Here is a 20,819-nt window from a genome sequence, read left to right on the forward strand (position 1 = left end):
GTAGCAAAATTGGAATGGATAACGGTGGATGGGGTAGGAGACTATCCTACCCCTCACAAAGCATCAGCAGCGATCCACATACCTGTTACCGTTTCGATCGCGATAGTAGCAACGCCCTGGCTGGTCTGCGACATTGCCGATCAACGCGCCGGATACGCCGCCGACAGCCGCACCAACGGCTGCACCTCTGACATTGCCCGTAGCAACACCACCTATGACGGCACCACTCGCAGCACCGATGCCGGCGCCACGTTCTGTCGAAGAGCATGCGGTCAAAGCCAACGCCGCCAACAGCGGAATGATGATTTTATGCATTGAAGCCTCCTTGTGTACAAACAGCAAAACGCCGCGAGGTGTGATGCGTTCCGCCCATCTTTAGCGAGAGAAGAAGTTGGATCTTGCAACATCGATCAGTTCGTCTCCTCGACCACTCATCACCGCCTTGGCCGCCCAAAGGCTCATGCCCATTACCTGTGCCGCCTTGATTTTCGGAGGAATGGATAGCTCTTGCGGATTTGTGACAACATCCAGAAGCGCTGGGCCTGGATGGCGTAGAACAGCTTCAATGCCGCGTTCCAGTTCAGCGGGATCCTCGACACGGACAGCATGAATGCCGGCGGCACGCGCGACCGCTGCAAAGTCTGGGTTTTCAAGATCGGTTCCCGTCTCGATATATCCTGCCGCCTTCATCTCCATGGCAACGAAACCCAGAGACGAGTTATTGAAGACGATAACCTTCACGGGAAGATTTTCCTGTTTCAGCGTCAGAAAATCACCCATCAGCATGGTGAAGCCGCCGTCGCCGGACATGCTGATGACCTGCCTGTCTTTATCGGCAGCCTGCGCTCCAATCGCCTGCGGTAAAGCGTTAGCCATAGAGCCATGAACAAGCGATCCAATCAGGCGTCGCTTTCCGTTCATTTTGAGATATCGTGCGGCCCAGACCGTGGGCGTTCCGACGTCAAAGGTGAAGATCGCGTCGTCCGATGCCTGTTCGCTCAGCAGCCTCGCAACATGTTGCGGATGAATTGTCCCTCCGGCTTTGCCGGTCGCGAGGTCATCCAGACCTTCACGCGCTTTCTCGTAGGCTGCAAGGCAGCGATCGAGGTGTTTTGTGTCCGTCTGCTCTCTAAGCTTTGGAAGTATTGCGCTAAGCGTCGACTTGACGTCACCGACGATCGCCAGGTCGAGCGGTGTTCGTCGGCCGAGGTTTTCGGGCCGGACGTCGATTTGCACGACCTTTGCATCGGCCGGATAAAATTGTCTGTAAGGGAAGTCGGTCCCGAGCATGATCAGCGTGTCACATTCGAGCATCGCCTTATAGCCGGACGAAAACCCGATCAGGCCGGTCATGCCCACGTCATACGGGTTATCCCATTCTATATGCTCTTTGCCACCAAGCGCATGGACGATTGGTGCCTTGAGGCGCGAGGCTATTGCTACGACCTCGTCATGCGCGCCTTGGCAGCCACGACCGCAAAGGAGAGTGATTTTTGAACTTTCGCTAAGCAGCGCTATCAAGGCGTTGACCTGATCACCGGCCGGGACCACGCTGGGCAAGGCCACTTTCAGAGCTGCCGGAGAGGAGATTTTCGTGGAAAAATCGGCAAGGGCGATATCGCCGGGTATAACGATCACCGAAACGCCGCGTTTGCCAACTGCCGCCCGAATGGCAGCCTCCATGACCCCAGGCAACTGCTCGGGTTGGCTGACGAGCTCGCAATAATGGCTGCACTCCCGAAAGAGCTGATCTGGATGCGTTTCCTGGAAATAGCCTCTGCCGATTTCCCCCGACGGTATCTGTGCTGCGATCGCCAGAACGGGGACACCCGACCGGTGGCAGTCAAACAACCCGTTGATCAGATGCAGGTTGCCCGGACCGCAGCTACCCGCGCAAACAGCGAGTTCGCCGGTGATATGAGCTTCCGCGCCAGCGGCAAAGGCTGCAGTCTCTTCGTGGCGAGTATGAACCCACTCGATATCACCTCGTTTGCGCAAGGATTCTGTCAGCCCATTCAGGCTATCGCCGACAACACCATAAATCCTTTTTACGCCGGCAGAGTACAGGATCTCGGTCATTACGTCGGCGGCTTTGGATTTCATGAGGATACTCCTTCGAAAAAATGGGTTCATGGCGGCTCCACTATCCCAAGTAGTCCCTATGGTGCCCATTCCAACCCTCGCGCAAAGCGTCAGTGTCGTTGTGAAACTGATTTCGAAGGTTTTGTACTTATGAGATGCCCATGAGCACCGTTGCAGCTGTTGCACACACTGGCTTAGCAGCGCAGTCGATGAATTTTTTCGTGATCGATTGGAACCTCACGTCAGCCAGCGCCTTGTCCAGACATGAGCGTGTCACCGAACAAAAACGAACACTGCAAAGCTGATCTCGAGGTACGAGATCAGATAATTCACGCGCTCTACCTCGGGCTCAAATCCGAGAGGGAGACGCGTGAAGCTCTTCTCGATGCGTCCCAAGCTGGTGCCGGACCTGAGGTTCTGGAAGCCATTGCATCCGATCCTATCCCTGTAATCGATGAGTTCGGACAGGAAGAGACGGTAAGGGTGCTCGTCGACCGGTTTATCGTTAGATCGGATATGAAGTCGATCGAGAATAGTGGCACTGGCAGGTGACACGTGATGCCCAACAAGGTTCCTGCCTATCAAGCGAAACGCGATTTTAAGAAGACCCAGGAGCCATCCGGCGATCTCGAGGTTAGGCCGCCCAACTTCCTTCGGGTCGTTATCCAGAAGCATGATGCCACTGGATTGCATCATGATCTGCGCCTGGAACTTGATGGTGTTTTTAAATCCTGCGCGGTGACCCGGGCCCGTCTCTCGACCCTGCTGACAAGCGGCCGGCCGTCGAGGTGGAAGATCAACCCCTAGACTACGGTGACTTTAAAGGCACGATCCCGAAGGGCGAATATGGCGGCGGTACCGTTATGCTACGGGATCGCGGTTACTGGGAGCCGAAAGGCGTCTCCCGACCGAGGCCGCCCTGCAGCGGGAACCACTCTGTGTCGAAGCAAGGTAGGCGCTCCAGCATGTCCCCACAGCCTGCCTTCTTGCCGCCGCAGCTCTGCAAATCCCAGGATCGGGCTCCATCCGGCTCCGGCTGGCTGCACGAGATCAAGTCCAAAGACTACCGCATCCAAATGCGCGTCTTTGGCGATGTCAGATAGGTGCGTCAAAGGTTCGATCTTCATCACGAGTTAACGATGAGGTCGGCTTGAGCTGATCATCTGTCGGTTTTAGAATCAAGAAATCCGCGGTGCTTGTTCAGGCGAGTTGCAGATCAAGTTGAGGATACAGCTTCTTGAGGTTCGGAAGCGACTTGGATTGCCAAGGGTAACGCGCCGTACCTTTCACGACCAGTCGCACGACGGCCAACGTGCGCGCTTCTATCGTGAGTTTTGCGAGCAGATTGATGCCCGAAGAGTTCAGGAATTCGAGACCGGTGAGATCGAATATCACGCGCTCATTATTTTCGTGAAGCGCCGCCGAGGCCAGCGAGTAGATCGGAGCGTAAGCCTCCGGCCCGGCCAGGCGCAAAACGCCGTCGAAAAAAACGGTTTCGTCTTCTGTCCAGATTCGAAAATTCTCGTACCTGATTTCCATCTGAAACTCACCCGTTTGAAGCCAGTGGTAATGTAAGCGAGGCGGTCGTCGTAAGCTTGATGCGGTCTCCGCCAAGGGGCTCGAATTCCCACGACATGCGCGCATCGTAGTCTGCCAGAAGCGTCAACAGACCTAGCCCCGAACCGGTGGCGTCGGAAGCTGCATTCGCCTCGATCTGCCCGATGAGAAGCTCGCTTGGATCAGCAGCGAGGATTTTCGTCAGGATATCCTGAAACCGCTGCGAAGTCTCGATATCAATGTCGTTACTCACCCTCATTAGGAAAACACCCGCGATCACACAGGCCTCGATCATGATCTTGCCGGGCTGGCGAAATTTTACCGCATTCTCGATCAGTTCGTTGCTCAGGTATCCGATGCTGTGATGGATATCGGCATGCAGCGTTTTCGATGCGGAAAACGGCAGAGCCATTGCATCGGCGATGAAGTCCGAGGTTAATCCCGAATGCCGCCATCCGAGCTCCAGCGGCCCGTCGATGAGCGTCAGGCTGGCCCCGGATAAGAAGCGCGCTTCGGTAAGATCGTAGATGCCCAAGATCGTCTTTGACATTGACTACCTGTGCCGCAATACGAGAAGTGTGATGTCGTCGTGAATCTTGTGGGGACCTATATAGGCCATGAGCTTGTCGATAATCCCGGCGACTATGAGGTCCGCACTTTGTAAGTGCAGCCGCACCGCTTCCTGGCAAAGGCGATCGATTCCAAAAAGTTCGCCCTTTTCATTCTCGGCTTCCGTCACCCCGTCGGTGTGGAGAATGATGATATCGTCTTTCGCGAGCGGGACCTTCCGGGTGCCGACGAAAGGTGAGATGTCGGATTCCAGCCCGATCGGAAGACCGAGATCCATGGTCGCTATTCGTTCCAGATTACCATTGGCGCGAACAACAATGACCTCCTCGTGCTGGCCCGAAATAAGCATATCGCTCCCGTCATAATCAAGGAAGGCGAGGGTTAGATGCTTGTCGATCCTGGTGCGCACGATGTTCTTGAACAGGGCGCTATTGAGATCGACCAGAAATTTGACCGGATCGGTTGTACCTGCCTCCTGCAGAGCTCTGGCGACGGACTGGACCATCAGCATGAGAACGCCGCTTTCGAGCCCGTGTCCGGTCACGTCGCCGATGCCGATCTTGAAGCGTCCGTCTGCTTCGAGAACGTCGTAGTAGTCGCCTCCCACCTCGTCGGCAGCACTCATGTAGGCCGCGATCTCCAAATCCTTTGAAGCGGCTAGTTCCGAGGCGAGAGGCAAAACCATCATCTGGATTCTCTCGGCGACCGCCAACTCCGTGCCCAGCCGCCGGTTTTCACGCTCCAATAGCGCATTGAGCGCCGATATCTCTTCCTTCGCACCTTCGATTTCGACCGTGCGCTCTTCCACGAGCTGTTCGAGATTGTCGGTGTGGTAGCTGATCTGCTCGGCCATCCGGTTGAAGGCCTCGCTTGCTTCTCCGACCTCGTCGCGACTGGAGACCGGGACACGGACCGAATAATCCTGCGCCTGGATGCGTCGTGCGGCGCCGGCAAGCGCGCTGATGCCGCCGGTAATGCGCTTCGACACGGCCAGCACCGCCATCGTCACGATCATCAGGGACAGAAGGATCGCAAGAATCTGGTAGACAACGATGCGGTTTGTCGCATCAAAGATCTTGGTCTGCGCGGCAAACAGGGAGGCATAGATCTCGCGTTCAGGAACGACGATCCCAAGCGACATCGCGTCTTGCCTGACCTTGCCCGGTTCCCAGAGATTGACCGGCGGAAGCTCCTTCATGATCACCATGAACGGCACGGGCTCGCCGTTCTGATCCAGGAGCAGATGCCTGATGCCGTCATCATGATTGCCGGCCAGTTGGGCGATTGCCGGCTGCGAACTGTCCCGGAGCGATCGCTCAAGGCCGGTGACGCCGGTTCCCTTGCCGCCACTTGCCGACCGCAGGCCAATTGTCCTTTCGCCCTCCTTGCTGATGGCGATGACGTTTCCGTCGGACATTGCCAGAAATCCGAAACCACTATCGGCGACCTTTACATTCTCGACTATCCCGGCAAGCTGATCGAGGGTGATGTCGGCGCCGGCGGTTCCGGCCACGCTTTTCCTGTCGGCGCTCCAAAGCGGATGAAAGAAGCTGACGATCTGCTTGCCGGTAATGGCGTCGGTGTACGGAGCGGTCTGGGTGATTTCATTGGGCACGGGTCGCGATCCGCGACCAACCGCCCAGCCTTGCCAGGCCTCGTAAAGGCCCGGAAAGAAAAAGTCCCAGAAATTGGCGTCGTTGTGGCCGGGATAGAGCCGGTCGAAGGTTTGCGCCTGCTCCGTATAGGGAGCCGTGCGGAAGATCGGCCGATCTTTCGGTCCAATGAAATACATCTGGAGTTTCGATGAGCCGTTTTTCAGCAGGCTCGGCGCAATGAGGTCGAGAACGGCGCTCGCTCTAATTTCGGTCTGTACGTCGGTCCGCGGTGAATGATCCTTGTCCAGCAGGTAGCCCCAGGCGCTGACAACAGACGGACTGCCGGGCGCATTTTGGGCCCATTGTCCGGCAGGATTGAAGGAAAGCCCGACGCTCCCCGGTGAAATGCCGGATATCGCAGATCCAATCTCCGCCTGTCCTTTCGGATTGTCGATCTGCTCCTGCAGAACGCCTGCTAGAACACCGACATCGTTGTTCACCTGGCCGAGAAGCAGCGAGACCTGGGCTGCAGTAGAATTCGCGTAGGTGCGAATATAGTCCAGGCTGGCCTGTTCAAGTCCGTGGCCGACCTCTTCGGTAGCGTCACGTGACAGGCGCTGGACATTCCATAGAGCGAGCCCGCCGCTGATAAGCAGATCGAAGAGAACAGCGCCACCGACGACAAGAATGAACTTGGCCCGGAAAGATCCCCACGGTCGGTTGCCGATCTGTGTATTCGCCATCAATATGGTTTCCGCCCTGACGCCGCCCAGATCGGCCATCCTGCGTAGCCCTTGGGATGAAGAGCCGCGAGAACGTGATCCTTGAACCCCTGCCTGAACCTACGTATGAAATCCGGCGGGTCACCTCGCCGTACCGCCATCTGCCCGGCATAGACGTTTTCCCATGCTTCGATCATGTTGGCGAAATCCCGCGGATCTCCGTCAAGATTGGTTACCATGAAGGTCTCTACCTGAATGGCATCGAAGCCGGCATCGGTGAGCAGGCGCCGGCTTTTCGGCCCCATCTCGACGTCCATATCGAAATGGCTGAAGAGCCTGGCGACCTGATCATAGGTCCAGCGGATCGATTCCGAATGCGGCTCACCCAGGCAATGGGAGTTCTTCTCGTTGGTGATGTAGACCCTGCCACCCGGCTTGCATATCCGATAGAGCTCGCGCAGCAGAACATCCGGCCGATCGAAAATCTGCAAGGAATGGCGGCACGTGACGAAATCGAACTGGTTGTCTGCCAGCAGCATCTGGGAGGCATCCCCGTAGGTGTATTCGATGGATGTCAGGCCGAAGTCTGCCGCCACCCGCCTTGCGTATTCCAGGCTTTTCCTCGAGTGGTCTAATGCGAGGAGACGCGTCGGATTGAAATGTCGTTTGATCAGGGTCGCGAAGTCGCCGATCCCGCAACAGATATCCGCGATGGCCAGGCCGTCTCGAAGGCCATGTCGGCCAAGAATCTCGCGCTCATGGCGCCAGGTCATCTTTGTCTGGGTTCGAAGGATGGGAATGAAGCTTTCATCCTCCACAAACGTCTGACCCGGATAGAAGGCTGAATCATAGATTTCGACCAGCAGGTTGGGCTCATCGGATGCCAAAGTCTTGAAGAGAGGCGCTGACCAGGCAATGACACTCGACGTCACGATGACGATCTTGCGCTGTCGGTCTGCCTTGCACGCACTGGACAGGATTTCCGCAATACAATTGAACGCGGTCATGTTGATGTGGGTGAGGCGACGCGTATTCACATAGACGGTGTTGCTGTGGCCATCGAGATTGCGCCTGATGACCTCTGCCGCACTCGCCATTTCCTGAACTGTCTGAGGGCGCATTCTGCCGCTCAGCAGGATCTCCTGATTTACGTCGTTGAACTCTGCCGAGAACGATAAGAGAGATCGGCTCAATGGATGCCCTCCTGCAGAATGAATTCTGCAATCAGCGTCACCCGATCATCGGTGCTGCTATCGAAGGACAGTGTCACTCCGAGGGCCTGGCCCATCATTATGAGGTTCCCGGCAGGTTGTTGACCTTCAGACCCAGAGGAAATGGCCGGAGCCGACCAGCTATCGCGCCCATGCTTGTCGAGTGGAAAGCCGACCTTCATACGCACACATGCATCGCTTTTCAGCAGATTGAAATCGATCCGGCCTCTCGGGCCCACTGAGCGAAAGGCTAGTTCGACAATCTCGTTGGCAAGCAGGGAACTGAAGTTGGCATAGCGCGCGGGATCCTCGTGCGATTGGCCGATTATAGTCCCCAGATATTCCGCAATCGTGTCGCAGAGGCGAAACTCGCACGCGAACAAAGCGGCATCCAATGTCAACGCCGCCATGTCCTGAAACTCTGCCGATTTCGGACTAACGTATTGCCCTGTCATGGTCATCTCCACAAATAGATCCGGAAGAATGCGATTTCATCAGGGCTATGGATGTGCCTGCTGGTCAGGTGAACCAGAGCGCCCGGTGAGTGCCTGAATCAGAGATTCCGAGCTCCGGATAAAGCCCTTTATCGACGCGGCCGGCAAAGGCTTACCGACCGCATACCCCTGTAAACGATCACATCCCAGCCCGCGAAGCCAATCGGCCTGCTCGGACGTTTCGACACCTTCGGCGGCGACCTCCATTCCCAGATCGTGTGCGAGAGTTACGACGGACCGGACGATGGCTTGGCTCTTAGGGTCGATTTCGAGATCTGAAACGAAGTATTTGTCGATCTTCAGTGTGTCGAACGGAAAATTCTTCAGATAGCTCAACGAGGAATACTGCGTACCGAAATCGTCGAGAGCTATCCTAATTCCGAGCACGCTGAGCGTGTTAAGAGTATCCAGGTTGTTGACGGTCTGCTCCAGCAGAACGCTTTCGGTAATCTCGAGTTCAAGACGATCGGAGGCCAGGCCGACAGAATCCAAGACCTGCGAAATCCGATCGGTTAGGCCGCTGACTAGGAATTCGGCGGGAGATAGATTGACAGCGACGATGCACTCGGAAGGCCACGTCAATGCCTCGCGACAAGCATTTTCCAGAACCCATCGACCGATATCACTCATCAGACCGTCCGCCTCGGCCATCGGAATAAAAACAGCGGGAGGGATTGAGCCGAGCAGTGGATGTTGCCATCGAAGCAGCGCCTCGAATCCGAACAGTCGACCATGCTCCACGATTGGTTGGTATTCCAGAATAAACTGGTCCTTCTCAAGTGCAATCCGCAGGCTTCTGCGCAACAGTTCTCGCTGCTCGATGATCTGCAGCATAGAAGCGTCGAAGACGCTGGCGCGGCCGCGTCCAGCCTTTTTGGCGGCGTAAAGCGCTACATCCGCGGTTTTCATCAGGGTTTCCGGATCGGCCCCATCCGCAGGTGCAATCGAGATACCGACACTCAGGCCAACAAACACCGAAATACCGTCGATCGTGAAGGATTGGTTGAAGGCCTGAACAAGCGCATCCCCAACCTCTTTGTTCCGAAGGCGATGACCAGAGCCAACGGATATGATCGCGAATTCGTCGCCGGCCAAACGGTAAACTCGCTCACTGCCGGCAAGGCAGTCCCTGATCCGGCTTGAAGCGAATTTGAGCAGCTTGTCACCCGCCGCATGCCCGAGGGTGTCATTCACCGGTTTGAAGTCATCGAGATCTAACTGCATTAGACAGACGGTATTGCCTTCGGCGGTCAGGTCCTTCAACGCCGCCAAAAGGTCGCTCGCAAACTGCCGTCGGTTCGGCAGTCCGGTCAGCGGATCATGAGTTGCCTGATGCAGCAGGGCAGCGCGCTCCGCCCTGTCCCCGCTCCGATACGTATGCACAACGCCATAAAACTCCCCGATGGCGTGAAACGTGAGTTCGCGGACTGCTCCGTTTTCCAGCTCGTGGCTGATGCGAAGCGGCTGCTCCGGCCTCGTCTTGAGATGGGCCGAGACGGTGACACTATCCAGTTCCGGATAGATATCCCAAAGCGACGAGCCACTTTCGCGAAGGGTCGGCCGACTTCCATTCGTCAAGCCGATCAGTTCGAATTGATGATTGAATAGCGCAAGCTTGTCAGTCCAACTGTTCACGGTTTCTGGTGAAGGCTGCCAACTGGATTGCGCATTGCTCATCTGTGAGAGTACCCCCTCATCGTCGTTCACGGACGTGCCTTCGCACAGCCTACCTCCAAATCTATATTAGTGTAAGCTACTTAATAATCGACCAATAAAGCTGATCGCAATGGATATTGAAGGCTCGGACCTCAGCTCGGCCGCCAGTTCGCCGTCGAGTACGACGGATGCGACATTAGAGCGAGACGCGGTTGGGCTGTATCAATTCAATGTCTTTGAGCCGTGTTATGTTCGCTTTCCACACAAAAAGTACGCTTTCTGTTGGCTTCCAGCGGGTGGTCATCCTCGAGATTGAGTCTATGCGCTTTGCCGAAATCATTCGGCAGGCCGCGGATGGCGCGCAGCAAGGCTACGTAAGTTTTAATTTTCGATTTATCCAATCCAGTCGCGTATGCCGATCGGGCAACTCGAGGTGCTCGCTTTACGATTGCCAGGACGACCCTTGAAATATTTGCTCGATACAAACGTTGTCTCTGAGCTTGGTAAGGTCGGCGACGGTAAAGCTGATCCGAACGTGACCGCTTGATTGGCGCGCCGGGATCCCGAGATCTGTATTTTTCCGCCGTGGCAGTTTTAGGGCTTGAGCGCGGGATACTTAGCATACAGAGGCGTGACATTGAGAAGGGCACTTGTTTCCAGGCTTAGATGTATAAGCCAGTTCACCCGGAGTTTGCTGAGCGCATCATGTCTGTCGATGAAACAACTGCGACGCGATGGGCCCCTTTACATATTCGCGATTGCGGCAAATGCAACGGATGTACTCATCGCCGCCATGGCCATCGTGCACCGGTTGATGGGCGTGACGCGACATATTCAAGATTGCCGGGGATCTGGTGTTGCCCTCCTCGGTCCATGCCATGCCTGATGGCCGGGACGCAGGGCGCACTTTAGCTTTTCGGCGAGACTATCTGAAAATGTTACCGATTTTACAGTCAGCGAGCCATTGGTTCCAACCTAACAAGTCCGTTCTCTAGAATATAGATGAGAACTTCAGGTCATCGTTTGGCCGTCGAGAGGTAAGACTTTTATCTCAAGTTCGCGTTCACGAATATCACGTGCATCGCAAACGCTTTGTGCAGATGTGTCTGCAAAGTGATGTTTGAGCGCCAGCCGCAAATCTCTCTGGCTATCTTTGCGGACCTTAAGTGCGGCGAGCTTTCGCATTTTCGACTGCCGCTGCTCATATTCCATATGAAAACACCTAAATGTCGTTTCTCAAATAGTCGCTCGAGAGAGGTATAGACGTGGTCATCTGCCCCTTACGTAGCTGACTAGCGCGATTTGACGGTGTGGTGGCGTGAAACAAGCGTGACATGCTTTTGGGCGCTAGACATGAGGATAACTCGTCCTCCTATTCTGAACGTCAACTGCTCGCCTGATTTCAAAGCCGCCGCTGCGTAATTTCGCGAGCTCAGTTCAGAAAAACACCTCCATTACCGATAGGCACCTAAAAACAAAGACCCAATAAATTTTTGATCTGGCACAACCAAGACCGGTTGCATCGATTACCCGCTTCAATCATTCTGGCAGAATTGTCGAGGGGAAGACGATGACTAAGAAAGTGGGACCGGATCCAATCGACGTGCATGTCGGTGGAAAGATTAAACTTCGCAGACTTGTGTTGCGCATGTCGCAGGAAAAACTTGCGGAAGGATTGGGAGTTACGTTCCAGCAGGTTCAAAAATATGAGAAGGGAACCAATCGTGTCGGCGCAAGCCGGCTTCAGATGATCGCATCCATTCTGCAGGTCCCGGTGGGATTTTTCTTCACGAATACCGTCGGTTCGAACGAAAATTCGCAATTCGATCCGCGGCCTGATGACGTGGTGATGAGGTTTCTCTCGAGCCGGGAAGGCGTAGAATTAAACGCAGCCTTCGTTCGCTTGCGTGACCCAAGAACCCGGCAGAGCGTTGTTCATCTCATTAAATCACTCGCGTCTGTCGGGACTGATCCCACGGCGGAGGATCCGAAGCTTTAACGACAGGCCGATCTGGTGCTGCATTTGACTACATTCGGCCCCGTGACGCTGACCGAACGCGGAAAAGGTGCTCTGCCTTTGCCACGCAAGGCCTTGTTGTGTGCGGCATATCTCGCGACTGAGCAGAACATAGATCCCTCCCGGGAACATCTTGCGGCTATCTTATGGCCGGGCGATGGTAGCACGGCGCGACTAAATCTCAGAAAAATGATAGAGCGCGTGCGTCAATGCGAGACAGAGGGGTGGCTGAATCCTTTCGAGATCTCGCCGTCAACCATGCGGGTTTCCGACAGTGTCCAGACCGATTTCAGCACCTTTGCAGCAAATCTTGAACCGCTGCAAAAGTTGCGGGCCGTGAAATCACTGATCGAAAGACCGTTTCTGGATATCGTCGGAGCTCCGGCGCCGCTCGCTGGCTGGATAGAAAGGCGGCGGCGGGACTATTGGTGGCAGTTCCGGGAAATTCTTGTCGGATCAGCGCCTCATGCCGCAGAGAAATCCGACTGGTTGGTCGTTCGCGAAGGAGGAAAATTGCTTCTCGAAAACGATCCGTCAGATGAAGTTGTTGCGGAAATCTTGTTCAGTGCGCATCAACGGATTTCGGGAAACAGCGGTTCTGTTCGCCTGCATGCTGAACCCCGTCATGAGACGGTACAGCAGCTCGGTGCTCCAGCCGCGCCCTTCAGGGCTCAGCCGGATCTTCCGCGTCTGGTACTGCTTCCGCCCACACTTCACGGCAATGTCGATGCAGGGGTTGCCTCGGCATTGATCGAGGATATCACCATCGGGCTCTGTGCGCTTCGAAGCGCAGCGGTGGTTGCCCCATATACGGCCGCGAAAATCAGAGAACATTCCGATAAGCTCGCTCAGCTCGAGACCCATTCGATTTCATATGTGGTCGACACAAGGATTTCGGAGGAGGGACTGTTTGCGCAAATGGTTTTCCTTCCTGCAGACGCGGTGCTATGGGCGGAGCGCTTTCCTCTTGGCGGAAGCTCTCTCGTGTCTCGGCGCAAGGACGTTGCCGGTCTCATCGTGAGTGCTATTTCGGGTCATCTTGGAAAAAGTGTAGGTCAGCTTGACGAATTTCGCACGCAGCCCGAGGTCTATCGTTCGTATCTTTTCAGCATTCAGCATCTCAACACCTATACACTGCCAGGAATGCGCCGGGCACGCAGCGCATTCAAGGAAACCTTGAAGCTTCGCAGTGATTTTGCACCTGCATTGTCTGGGCTTTCGCGAACGTTTTCATGGGAATGGGTGCTGACGGCAAGGGGAGACGATGAGCTGTTGGTGCAGGCAGAGGCTTTGGCAAGACAGGCGGTGGCCGCGTCTCCGGATCTTGCGACGGCGCATCGCGATCTTGGCCTATCTCTTCTATACAGAGGAGACGTCGATGCCAGCCTTCGATCATTTCACGAAGCAGAGCAACTCAGTCCGCATCTGGCCGATGCGCTTTGCGGCTACGCCGACGCATTGGTTCACGCATCGAGACCGGATGACGGGCTGAGAAAGATCATCAAGGCCATATCGCTCAATCCGATGCCGCCTGATGACTATCGTTGGATCGCCGCGGGAGCGAGTTACTTTCTCGGAGATTTTTCCGGCGCCATTTCGCATATTGAAAGCATGGAGGACGGCTCTTCGGCACGCAGGTTGCTTGCCGCCAGCTATGCCATGGCGGGAGACATGCAAAGAGCGCGGATGCATCGCCGAAAGGCGCAGGAACTCAATCCTCTCTTCGAGCTTGAGAAATGGCTGTCGATCCTTCCGGTGAGGGAGCAATGGCAGAAAGATCTTTATCGGGAAGGCCTGATGAAGGCTGGTTTTCAGTAAGATGTTCCACGAACGCAAATGGAGTATGTTGATGTCAAAGATAGTTGTAATCGGGCTTCCGGGTGAAACGGGACTTTATCTGGCGGATCTGGACGCCGGGACGGTTGTTGCTTTTGAGGTACCCGCAAATGGGACGCTCGCTTCGGCAAATGACATCCGAAAGGCAGGCGGATCCGTCGTGAAGGACGTCGATTTCGCCGTTGCGATTGGTGCCTCAGAGGCTGCTTTTTCAGGGGTGTTCGATGGCTGAGGCGGGACGTGGAGCGAGCATATCCAACTGCTGAGACTTACCGCCGAGTGTCTCCTCACCTGGCGGAATACGGCATTACGCGGGTAAGCCGCCATACCGGACTTGATTTCCTAAACATTCCGGTATGGTGCGCCTACATCCCGAACGCGAAGTCGATTGTGGTTGCCCACGGTAAGGGCCTCACGGATGATGACGCGAGGACTTCCGCAGTAATGGAGGCTTTGGAACGGGCAGTTGCCTGTGATCCGCTGGTCGGCGTGGTCACGGCTAGCCGCACCGCCCTAAAGCGTGATGGACGCAGATACGACCTTCTACCCGAATTTCTGGCCTCTCGTCAGGATGTTGGCGCCTCGGAAGACGAGATTGTCCTCGTCGAGGCCACCGACCTTTTCTCAGGCGAGACCGTACTCGTGCCTTACGATGCCGTGTCCCTGGATCGGACCGTGCCGGATATTCGGTACTGGAAGTCTTCGGACGGTCTGGCATCAGGAAACACGGAGGAAGAAGCCGTTTTCCACGCACTGCTCGAGCGGATAGAGCGAGATGCAATGGCTCTCTGGCAGCTTCGGTCGGAGCCGCGACAAGTCGCTTCTGCGGTATCCCCGGAAGCATTCGAAAATTCCTGCGTAACGGAGCTCGCGAGACAGGTAGAGCGGGCGGGGATGCTGCTGCGGCTTTTTGATGTTACCAGCGATATTGGCATCCCCACCATCGCGGCCTATATCGCCGAAGCGAGCGTCTTGGAAGCGATGGCACCGCGATATGTCGACGTGACATTCGGCTGCGGCACCCACGTGGATGCCGCGAAAGCCGCCTTGCGCGCAATCACCGAAGCCGCCCAATCCCGCCTGACCTATATCAGCGGCGCGAGAGATGACGTCTATCCCGAGACCTATCTGAGACCGTTGCCGGAAGATATTAAGCGTCTTGTGGCCATCCGGCCGGGCGCTCTTTCGCCGAAACGGAACGCCAGCCAATCGAAATCCATCGTCCAGTTATTAGAACGACGCGGGCTATCGCGGCTTTATTCCATCAGACTGTCGGAGCCTGGGTTGCCGTTCGTTGTCGTCAAAATCCTTGCTCCCGAGTTGGAGAACCCGCCCGGGGACAGAAAGTTCAGGCATGGTGCCAGGGCAATAGCCGCTGCGCTTTCGCCATGAAGGTCGTTTTTGTCGGCCCAAGCCTACCCGATGCGACCGAATACACCGGACCATCGGTGGAGATAAGACCTCCAGCCGTTCAGAGCGACATCCTGAATGCCGTGCGCGAAGGAGCCACCGTGATTGGGCTCATCGACGGGGGCTTCGAATACACTGCCCCCGTATGGCACAAGGAGATCCTGTATGCCCTGTCGAAGGGTGTGGTGGTAGCGGGCGCCGCAAGTATGGGCGCGTTGCGCGCGGCGGAATGCCAGTCGTTCGGCATGGTCGGGGTGGGCCGGATATTCGATGATTACGCATCAGGTGCCGTGGTTGACGATGCCGCCGTCGCACTTCTTCACGCGCCGAAGGAATTGGGTTTTCGAGCCATGACGGTGCCGATCGTCAACATCCGCGCAACGGTGGAACGGCTTCGCGACCAGCAAATCTTCTCGGCTGAGGAGGCGCAGGAAATCGAAGAGATCGCCGCCACCCTATTTTTCAAACGTCGCACTTGGTCGGCATTTTACAGCCAATGCGCGAAATTTGGTCGAGTCGGTGCGGAGGCGCGCTCCCGGATCTGCCATGACCACTATGTCGATCAGAAACGTCTCGACGCCATACGCCTTATGCGGCTCGTCGCTAATACTGATCGAGGAGTTGTTCCGGCGTGGATTTTTCAAAAGACCTCTCTCTGGAGAAACTAGCCCGGTTCTCCTGCATGCGTTGTGTCACGCTCAATTCACGCTGCGGACTACGCCTCCGGGATTACGATCTGCACAAACCCGGAGGATCGCAGTGATTGACGACAGGACTGAAAGACAAGAGGAACTGGCTGCCCTCGCCAGACTAGTGATCTACGCAAGGGGATGTGCCGGGATGATAAAGGCGACGCAGGTCGAAGAACAACTGGCCGCAACTCTCGATGCGATAACATCAGAACTTGGTATGACACCTGATGCGGTTCTTGCGGGCACTCTCGAAATTGCGACAACAGGCTCAACTATTCAATAATATCAGGGTGCCAGCCGACACTATTCGCACTCGCGGGGGTATTGCGAATACATTGACAGAGTTGGCGACCCAGAAGAGGGGAATTGTTCCGCTTTATTGCTGAGCCGTTCCCCTCTTTAGCACAATTGTTTTTGGTTTAGACACGATGGCCGCGTCCGCGGCGCAACGTCATCAGGTGCGTACCGCCGACGAAGACATCCAGCCGATCGTCGAACAAGCGAACTCGTAGCCTGTGGCCGATCAGGCGGGACGGCACGGTGTAGAAGACTTTGCGCAGGGTGAAGCCACCGGTCCGGGACACCGTGACGACAATCTCTTCGAAGTCCGTGGTCCGCCGCTCGGGCAGCGCTTGCAGATGGGATCGTTCTGCATCAATGCGCTTACCATGGGCAGCATTGCGACGGCTGACGATCTCATCGACAAAGGCGCGATAAGAGCCGAGGTCGTCGAATTCCTTGGTCCCCCTCATCAGCAGGGCATCATGAACGGCGTTCTTGAGATGGCCATGGGAGCTTTCGATCGAGCCGTTCTCATGCGCGACGCCTTTGTTGTTGCGCGTTGACGTCATTCGATAATGGGAGCAAAGCTGATCGTATCGGTGTGTAAGATCGACCTTGGCATCGGCGTCGAGGTTGCGGAATGCCGCCGAGAGGCTGTCGCTCCGATGATAGAGCGGCGTACCGCCCACGGACCACAGAGCATTTTGAAGCCCTTCAGCCAGCGCGACAAAGCTTTCTCCGCCGAGAATGACGTGGGCATGTTCGAAGCCGGACCAGACAAGCCGGAAGTGATAGAACAGGTGATCAAGTGGCTGGCCGGCGATCGTTACACCAAGGCGGCAGGCGTCGGTAAAATCCGACAGGCCTAACCGGCCTGGCTCGTGCGTCGGGCGGAAGATGACTTCCTGCGCCTCGCCATGGACAGCACCACGACCGGATCCGTCGTTCAAGCGTACGACGGATACCTTCAGACAGTTCTGGATGTCGGCGCAGCATCTCGTTGTAGACGGCGACAGCACGGATGCCGGGTGCGGCCTTCAGGAGCGGGACGACTTCTGCCTCGAATATCGGCTCCAAAGGATCAGGGCGTCGGCGTCCACGCGGGGAGACGGCGGCGCAATTGACGGTGCCCGACTTCGGTGCCAACCCGTGAGCTTAGGTTAAGATCTACGTCCAGCTATAGGATATTCAGGGCGCACTGGTGTCATTTCGGAGATACTCGGTAGAGAGATGATTGCCCCGGCGGAACATTTACTCGCAGCGCCCGTTCTCTGGCGTCACACAGGAGACCACTATGGCGCACGAAGAAGATCAGATTTCAACGGTTTGGGACCTGGCGGAAAAAATCGGGTTCTGCATGCTGACGACGCAAAGCGGCTCCGATCTGCGAGCGCGTCCAATGTCTGCATACAGCGAGCGCATCGACAACGCGTTTTATTTTTTGACCGACGTGGCGAGCCATAAGGATGAAGAGATCGCGCGATATCCAAATGTGTGCCTCGCCTTTGCTGACTCGAGGGGCCAAAAGTACGTTTCAGTCTCCGGAACGGCCGAAATCCAGAATGACCGTGAGAAAATCCGCGATCTATGGGCGACGCCTGCGAAGGCTTGGTGGGATAACGCCGACGATCCGTCGATCCGCATTCTCAAGGTGACGCCGTCCTTCGCAGAATACTGGGACAGCCCGGGCACCATCATCAGCTATATCAAAATGGCGGCGGCGGCTGTCAGCAATTCCCGTCCGGACATGGGGGATAACGCCAAGGTCCAGATGTAGGGGCGTGGCCAGGCATGTTGATTGTCCACCATCTGAATAACAGCCGATCGCAACGCATCCTTTGGTTGCTTGAAGAGCTCGGACTTGGCTACGAGATCCGGCGTTATCGCCGCAGCTCCGACATGTCTGCACCTAAGGATCTGAACGCGATTCATCCCCTCGGCAAATCACCCATTTTAGAGGATGTGGGTGAGAATGTTCAGAGGTGTATTCTGATCGAGACTGGAGCGATCTGCGAGTATCTTGTCGAGCGAGCGGATGGTCGGTTCGGACCCAACGCGGCAATAGACGCTCTCTTGTATCGTCAGTTCCTTCATTATGCAGAGGGTTCTGTGATGCCAGTCCTCTTCGCACTGCTGGTTGTTTCCAAGATCCCGATCTTGGGCCGCGTCGCGACAAAGCGCATTCAGCCTATGCTGGATACGCATCTGGACTTCATTGAATGGCACCTCGCTGCCAGGCCTTGGTTTGCGGGCGACCAGATCAGCGCAGCGGACGTGATGATGAGTTTTCCGCTTGAGGCTGCTAATGTGCGAGGAACCCTGGCTGAGGATAGACCGGCCATAACAGCATGGCTGGAACGCATCCATGCCCGGCCTGCCTATATCAATGCGCTCGAAAAGGGCGGTCCCTACGCCTTCGCTGCTTAGGTGCATCATGGAAGCTTTCGTGCAAATGATGATGCAGCGCCTTGGCCCATTCGGCATTGGCCTACTCATGTTCCTTGAGAACGTCTTCCCGCCAATACCGTCTGAGTTGATCATGCCTCTTGCGGGTTATCTGGCAACGCGGGGAGACATGAATATCTCTGTCGTGATCGCCTCCGGAACGGTAGGTTCCCTGCTCGGTACACTCCCCTGGTACTGTGTTGGGCGTCGGCTCGGCCACGACGGCGTTCGTCGTCTGGCGGATAGCCATGGTCGTTGGCTCACCATGTCGCCATCCGATGTCGATGCAGCCTCTGACCGTTTCAAGCGGCACGGAAATTCTTCGGTCCTTCTGGGAAGGCTCATCCCCACGGTGCGGACACTCATCTCCGTTCCCGCTGGCGTTGCCAATATGCCATTGGGGACTTTTCTTCTTTTTTCGTCGATTGGCACGCTTGTATGGACGGCGGCGTTGGCTTTGGCAGGCTATTTCTTGGGACAGGCATACAGCGTGATCCAAGACTTTGTGGATCCCGTTTCGACAGCCGTCCTGATTATTTTGGTCGGCTATTACATTTACCGCATTGTCACCTTCAAAAAGGAGCGAACGTGAGCGAGTGGTTGGCTTCTATGGGTGTGGAACTCGATATCTTCCCACACCTGATCACGTTGCTTATCGCATATGTCCTTGCGCTGCCGATCGCTTGGGATCGTGAGAAAAACGAACGGAGCGCGGGTTTGCGCACCTTTCCTCTTGTCGCTATCGCCGCCTGCGGGTTCGTTCAGGCTGCGGAAACCGTTACTGTTGGAAATGCCGAGGCGACGGCTCGCATCGTCGAAGGTATTATCAACGGCGTCGGCTTTATTGGCGGCGGAGCCATCCTTGTAGGGAAACTTGGAACACGCGGGACGGCGACTGCCGCAAGCATATGGGCGACGGGCGCGATCGGTACCGCGGTCGGACTTGGAGCCTATGACACCGCAATTGTTCTTTCGATAGTCACGTTTGCCACGCTCCGGATAATGGCTAACTTCAAAGCAGTCAGGGACGAATCGGATGATGGCGGATGATAGCGAAGGCGAAATCGCGTTTTGGGAGCGGAAAATTCGGTATGCATTGAGCTTCCGCACATGCCGCTGCGATCATTCCGTTGAGGGTATGCTTGTTGATCCGACCCGCACATGGCTCCCACGTTCCATCACATAGTGATCAAGCGCCGCGATCAGGCCATCGACACTGTTGTGCTCGACGTCGAACGCTTTGATCAAAAAAGCGGCCGCTTCTTCTCCGAACGGGCTTTTCGGGTCGACCGAATTTTCAGCACACCATTCCAGATGCGCGTCTCTGATCGTGTTGAGTTGGTCTACGTTGAAGATCGACGATGAGTTCATGGGAGTTTTTGTCCTTCAAGCATAACGCGAGCCGCTTCCTTAGTGTCGTAGGTTCAGGGGAGCCCCGCGCTTCACATCATTGAGCCTTGGCCCTTTGACGGTGCGATATTTAGCAGCAATTAGGTTATACACCCCGAATGCGGCTAGACCGATTGCAATGACGACATAAAGGACAGAGCCGAAAGGTAGTTCGCGGAGCCACTCAAGCGCGTCCGCGATACCTCCCGCCTGATCTGGATCGACCTTGAAGCCAGCGTACGCAAACAATATCCCCGTGATAGAGAACACCGCACCTCGTGCCATGAGACCATACACGCAGATGTAAGAAAGCACTCCGCTACGATCGGGGAACTGGACATACTTCTCGAATTTTCGGAGAGCGCCTTTAGCTCCAGTGACAATGCCTCCCACCATCAGTCCGAGCCCAATCGCGATTGCCACATACGAGCCGAAGGGCTGCGACATTACCCATTGGGCGAGCCCTTTCTCTCCTGATCCACCGCTATCGCCGCTCGCACTGACCGCGTGACCGAGGGCATATACGGCGAGACCAGTGTAAGTAACTGCGCTACCAAGCAGCGCAGCCCGTATTATCATAGCTTTGCCGTCGTTACCCTGCCCATCGGCATCAGCGATCGACTGGGCCAGCCGCCAGGCCACAAAGCCGAGGAGACCAACACCAATCAATCCAACCCAGACGCGGCCGAGTGGCTGTTGCAGCAGCGTGGAGATCGCTGTTTTCGTTTCTGGCTGCCCACCGGCCATACCTGAGAAGAGTGCCAGAACAGCAACGAGAAGAAACACAATGCCGCGGGCGGCATAGCCTAGTTTTGCAAGTAGCTCGAAACGCATCACTTCCCGCATATCCACCTCCCGGTT

The 20,819-nt window shown here is 56.0% G+C and carries 22 protein-coding genes and 2 pseudogenes; 12 read left to right on the top strand and 12 right to left on the bottom strand.

Annotated features, from left to right (window positions below; translation table 11 throughout):
- Positions 1-63: 63 nt before the first annotated feature.
- The gene (locus ACI3K0_RS22000; RefSeq protein ID WP_148148365.1) at positions 64-315 is read right to left on the bottom strand and encodes a YMGG-like glycine zipper-containing protein; all 252 of its coding nucleotides are present in this window, start codon (positions 313-315) and stop codon (positions 64-66) included.
- Positions 316-375: 60 nt separating this feature from the next.
- Positions 376-2,103 carry a ubiquinone-dependent pyruvate dehydrogenase gene (gene poxB, locus ACI3K0_RS22005; protein ID WP_148148366.1) on the bottom strand — a complete coding sequence of 576 codons (1,728 nt, stop codon included), beginning with the start codon at positions 2,101-2,103 and terminating at the stop codon, positions 376-378.
- A gap of 249 nt (positions 2,104-2,352) precedes the next feature.
- Between poxB and ACI3K0_RS22010 the strand changes: the two genes are divergently transcribed.
- Both ACI3K0_RS22010 and ACI3K0_RS22015 read left to right on the top strand, forming a co-directional pair.
- Positions 2,353-2,634 (top strand): hypothetical protein, encoded by a 282-nt coding sequence (locus ACI3K0_RS22010; RefSeq protein WP_206828252.1) that lies wholly within the window; start codon positions 2,353-2,355, stop codon positions 2,632-2,634.
- Between the two features lie 6 nt (positions 2,635-2,640).
- Positions 2,641-3,167 (top strand): annotated as a pseudogene (locus ACI3K0_RS22015) (DNA polymerase ligase N-terminal domain-containing protein); the annotation flags it as partial.
- Between the two features lie 115 nt (positions 3,168-3,282).
- Here the strand turns inward: ACI3K0_RS22015 and ACI3K0_RS22020 are convergent.
- The 7 genes from ACI3K0_RS22020 to ACI3K0_RS22050 all read right to left on the bottom strand — a co-directional run bounded on the left by ACI3K0_RS22020 (position 3,283) and on the right by ACI3K0_RS22050 (position 11,099).
- Positions 3,283-3,621: a slr1659 superfamily regulator gene (locus ACI3K0_RS22020; protein WP_206828253.1), complete on the bottom strand. Its 339-nt coding sequence runs from the start codon at positions 3,619-3,621 to the stop codon at positions 3,283-3,285.
- 7 nt (positions 3,622-3,628) lie between these two features.
- Entirely contained in the window at positions 3,629-4,189 is a 561-nt protein-coding gene (locus tag ACI3K0_RS22025; RefSeq protein WP_404946262.1) for a slr1658 superfamily regulator, read from the bottom strand.
- Positions 4,190-4,192: 3 nt separating this feature from the next.
- The gene (locus ACI3K0_RS22030; RefSeq protein WP_206828255.1) at positions 4,193-6,547 is read right to left on the bottom strand and encodes a SpoIIE family protein phosphatase; all 2,355 of its coding nucleotides are present in this window, start codon (positions 6,545-6,547) and stop codon (positions 4,193-4,195) included.
- Positions 6,547-7,647 carry a class I SAM-dependent methyltransferase gene (locus ACI3K0_RS22035; RefSeq protein WP_404946263.1) on the bottom strand — a complete coding sequence of 367 codons (1,101 nt, stop codon included), beginning with the start codon at positions 7,645-7,647 and terminating at the stop codon, positions 6,547-6,549. The genes ACI3K0_RS22030 and ACI3K0_RS22035 overlap by 1 nt, the downstream gene beginning before the upstream one ends.
- Before the next feature lie 68 nt (positions 7,648-7,715).
- Positions 7,716-8,192 carry a hypothetical protein gene (locus ACI3K0_RS22040; protein ID WP_206828259.1) on the bottom strand — a complete coding sequence of 159 codons (477 nt, stop codon included), beginning with the start codon at positions 8,190-8,192 and terminating at the stop codon, positions 7,716-7,718.
- 45 nt (positions 8,193-8,237) lie between these two features.
- The gene (locus tag ACI3K0_RS22045; protein WP_148148373.1) at positions 8,238-9,908 is read right to left on the bottom strand and encodes a bifunctional diguanylate cyclase/phosphodiesterase; all 1,671 of its coding nucleotides are present in this window, start codon (positions 9,906-9,908) and stop codon (positions 8,238-8,240) included.
- Positions 9,909-10,898: 990 nt separating this feature from the next.
- Positions 10,899-11,099, bottom strand: a complete 201-nt coding sequence (locus tag ACI3K0_RS22050; protein WP_206828260.1) for a hypothetical protein — start codon at positions 11,097-11,099, stop codon at positions 10,899-10,901.
- 358 nt (positions 11,100-11,457) lie between these two features.
- Here ACI3K0_RS22050 and ACI3K0_RS22055 point away from each other — a divergent pair, with 358 nt between their 5' ends.
- The 6 genes from ACI3K0_RS22055 to ACI3K0_RS22080 all read left to right on the top strand — a co-directional run bounded on the left by ACI3K0_RS22055 (position 11,458) and on the right by ACI3K0_RS22080 (position 16,125).
- On the top strand, positions 11,458-11,886 hold the full coding sequence (locus ACI3K0_RS22055) for a helix-turn-helix transcriptional regulator (RefSeq protein WP_148148608.1): 429 nt from the start codon (positions 11,458-11,460) through the stop codon (positions 11,884-11,886).
- Positions 11,887-12,240: 354 nt separating this feature from the next.
- Positions 12,241-13,722, top strand: coding sequence for a hypothetical protein (locus ACI3K0_RS22060; RefSeq protein WP_206828264.1), 1,482 nt, complete (start codon positions 12,241-12,243; stop codon positions 13,720-13,722).
- A gap of 31 nt (positions 13,723-13,753) precedes the next feature.
- A complete protein-coding gene (locus ACI3K0_RS22065) occupies positions 13,754-13,972 on the top strand; it encodes a hypothetical protein (RefSeq protein WP_148148606.1) in 219 nt (72 codons plus the stop codon).
- A gap of 8 nt (positions 13,973-13,980) precedes the next feature.
- Positions 13,981-15,132 carry a YcaO-like family protein gene (locus ACI3K0_RS22070; RefSeq protein WP_404946264.1) on the top strand — a complete coding sequence of 384 codons (1,152 nt, stop codon included), beginning with the start codon at positions 13,981-13,983 and terminating at the stop codon, positions 15,130-15,132.
- Positions 15,129-15,818 carry a TfuA-like protein gene (locus ACI3K0_RS22075; protein ID WP_206828268.1) on the top strand — a complete coding sequence of 230 codons (690 nt, stop codon included), beginning with the start codon at positions 15,129-15,131 and terminating at the stop codon, positions 15,816-15,818. The genes ACI3K0_RS22070 and ACI3K0_RS22075 overlap by 4 nt, the downstream gene beginning before the upstream one ends.
- Positions 15,819-15,909: 91 nt before the next feature.
- A complete protein-coding gene (locus tag ACI3K0_RS22080; RefSeq protein ID WP_206828269.1) occupies positions 15,910-16,125 on the top strand; it encodes a hypothetical protein in 216 nt (71 codons plus the stop codon).
- A gap of 145 nt (positions 16,126-16,270) precedes the next feature.
- Here the strand turns inward: ACI3K0_RS22080 and istA are convergent.
- A pseudogene (istA, locus tag ACI3K0_RS22085) lies at positions 16,271-17,231 on the bottom strand (IS21 family transposase); the annotation flags it as partial.
- Between the two features lie 187 nt (positions 17,232-17,418).
- Between istA and ACI3K0_RS22090 the strand changes: the two are divergent.
- From ACI3K0_RS22090 to ACI3K0_RS22105, 4 genes are read left to right on the top strand one after another with little or no spacing between them, the layout of a single operon-like run.
- Positions 17,419-17,901, top strand: a complete 483-nt coding sequence (locus ACI3K0_RS22090) for a pyridoxamine 5'-phosphate oxidase family protein (protein ID WP_148147202.1) — start codon at positions 17,419-17,421, stop codon at positions 17,899-17,901.
- Positions 17,902-17,915: 14 nt separating this feature from the next.
- Entirely contained in the window at positions 17,916-18,551 is a 636-nt protein-coding gene (locus ACI3K0_RS22095) for a glutathione S-transferase (RefSeq protein WP_206828271.1), read from the top strand.
- Between the two features lie 7 nt (positions 18,552-18,558).
- A complete protein-coding gene (locus ACI3K0_RS22100; protein ID WP_148147200.1) occupies positions 18,559-19,161 on the top strand; it encodes a DedA family protein in 603 nt (200 codons plus the stop codon).
- A gap of 17 nt (positions 19,162-19,178) precedes the next feature.
- Positions 19,179-19,619, top strand: coding sequence for an MgtC/SapB family protein (locus tag ACI3K0_RS22105; protein ID WP_206828320.1), 441 nt, complete (start codon positions 19,179-19,181; stop codon positions 19,617-19,619).
- Between the two features lie 72 nt (positions 19,620-19,691).
- Here the strand turns inward: ACI3K0_RS22105 and ACI3K0_RS22110 are convergent, their stop codons facing one another.
- Together ACI3K0_RS22110 and ACI3K0_RS22115 are read right to left on the bottom strand one after the other, a co-directional pair.
- On the bottom strand, positions 19,692-19,940 hold the full coding sequence (locus ACI3K0_RS22110) for a hypothetical protein (RefSeq protein ID WP_148147199.1): 249 nt from the start codon (positions 19,938-19,940) through the stop codon (positions 19,692-19,694).
- 39 nt (positions 19,941-19,979) lie between these two features.
- Positions 19,980-20,804, bottom strand: a complete 825-nt coding sequence (locus ACI3K0_RS22115) for a DUF1206 domain-containing protein (protein WP_148147198.1) — start codon at positions 20,802-20,804, stop codon at positions 19,980-19,982.
- Positions 20,805-20,819: the final 15 nt, after the last annotated feature.

The organism is Rhizobium sp. ZW T2_16 (assembly GCF_044987325.1).
Lineage (GTDB): Bacteria > Pseudomonadota > Alphaproteobacteria > Rhizobiales > Rhizobiaceae > Neorhizobium > Neorhizobium cellulosilyticum.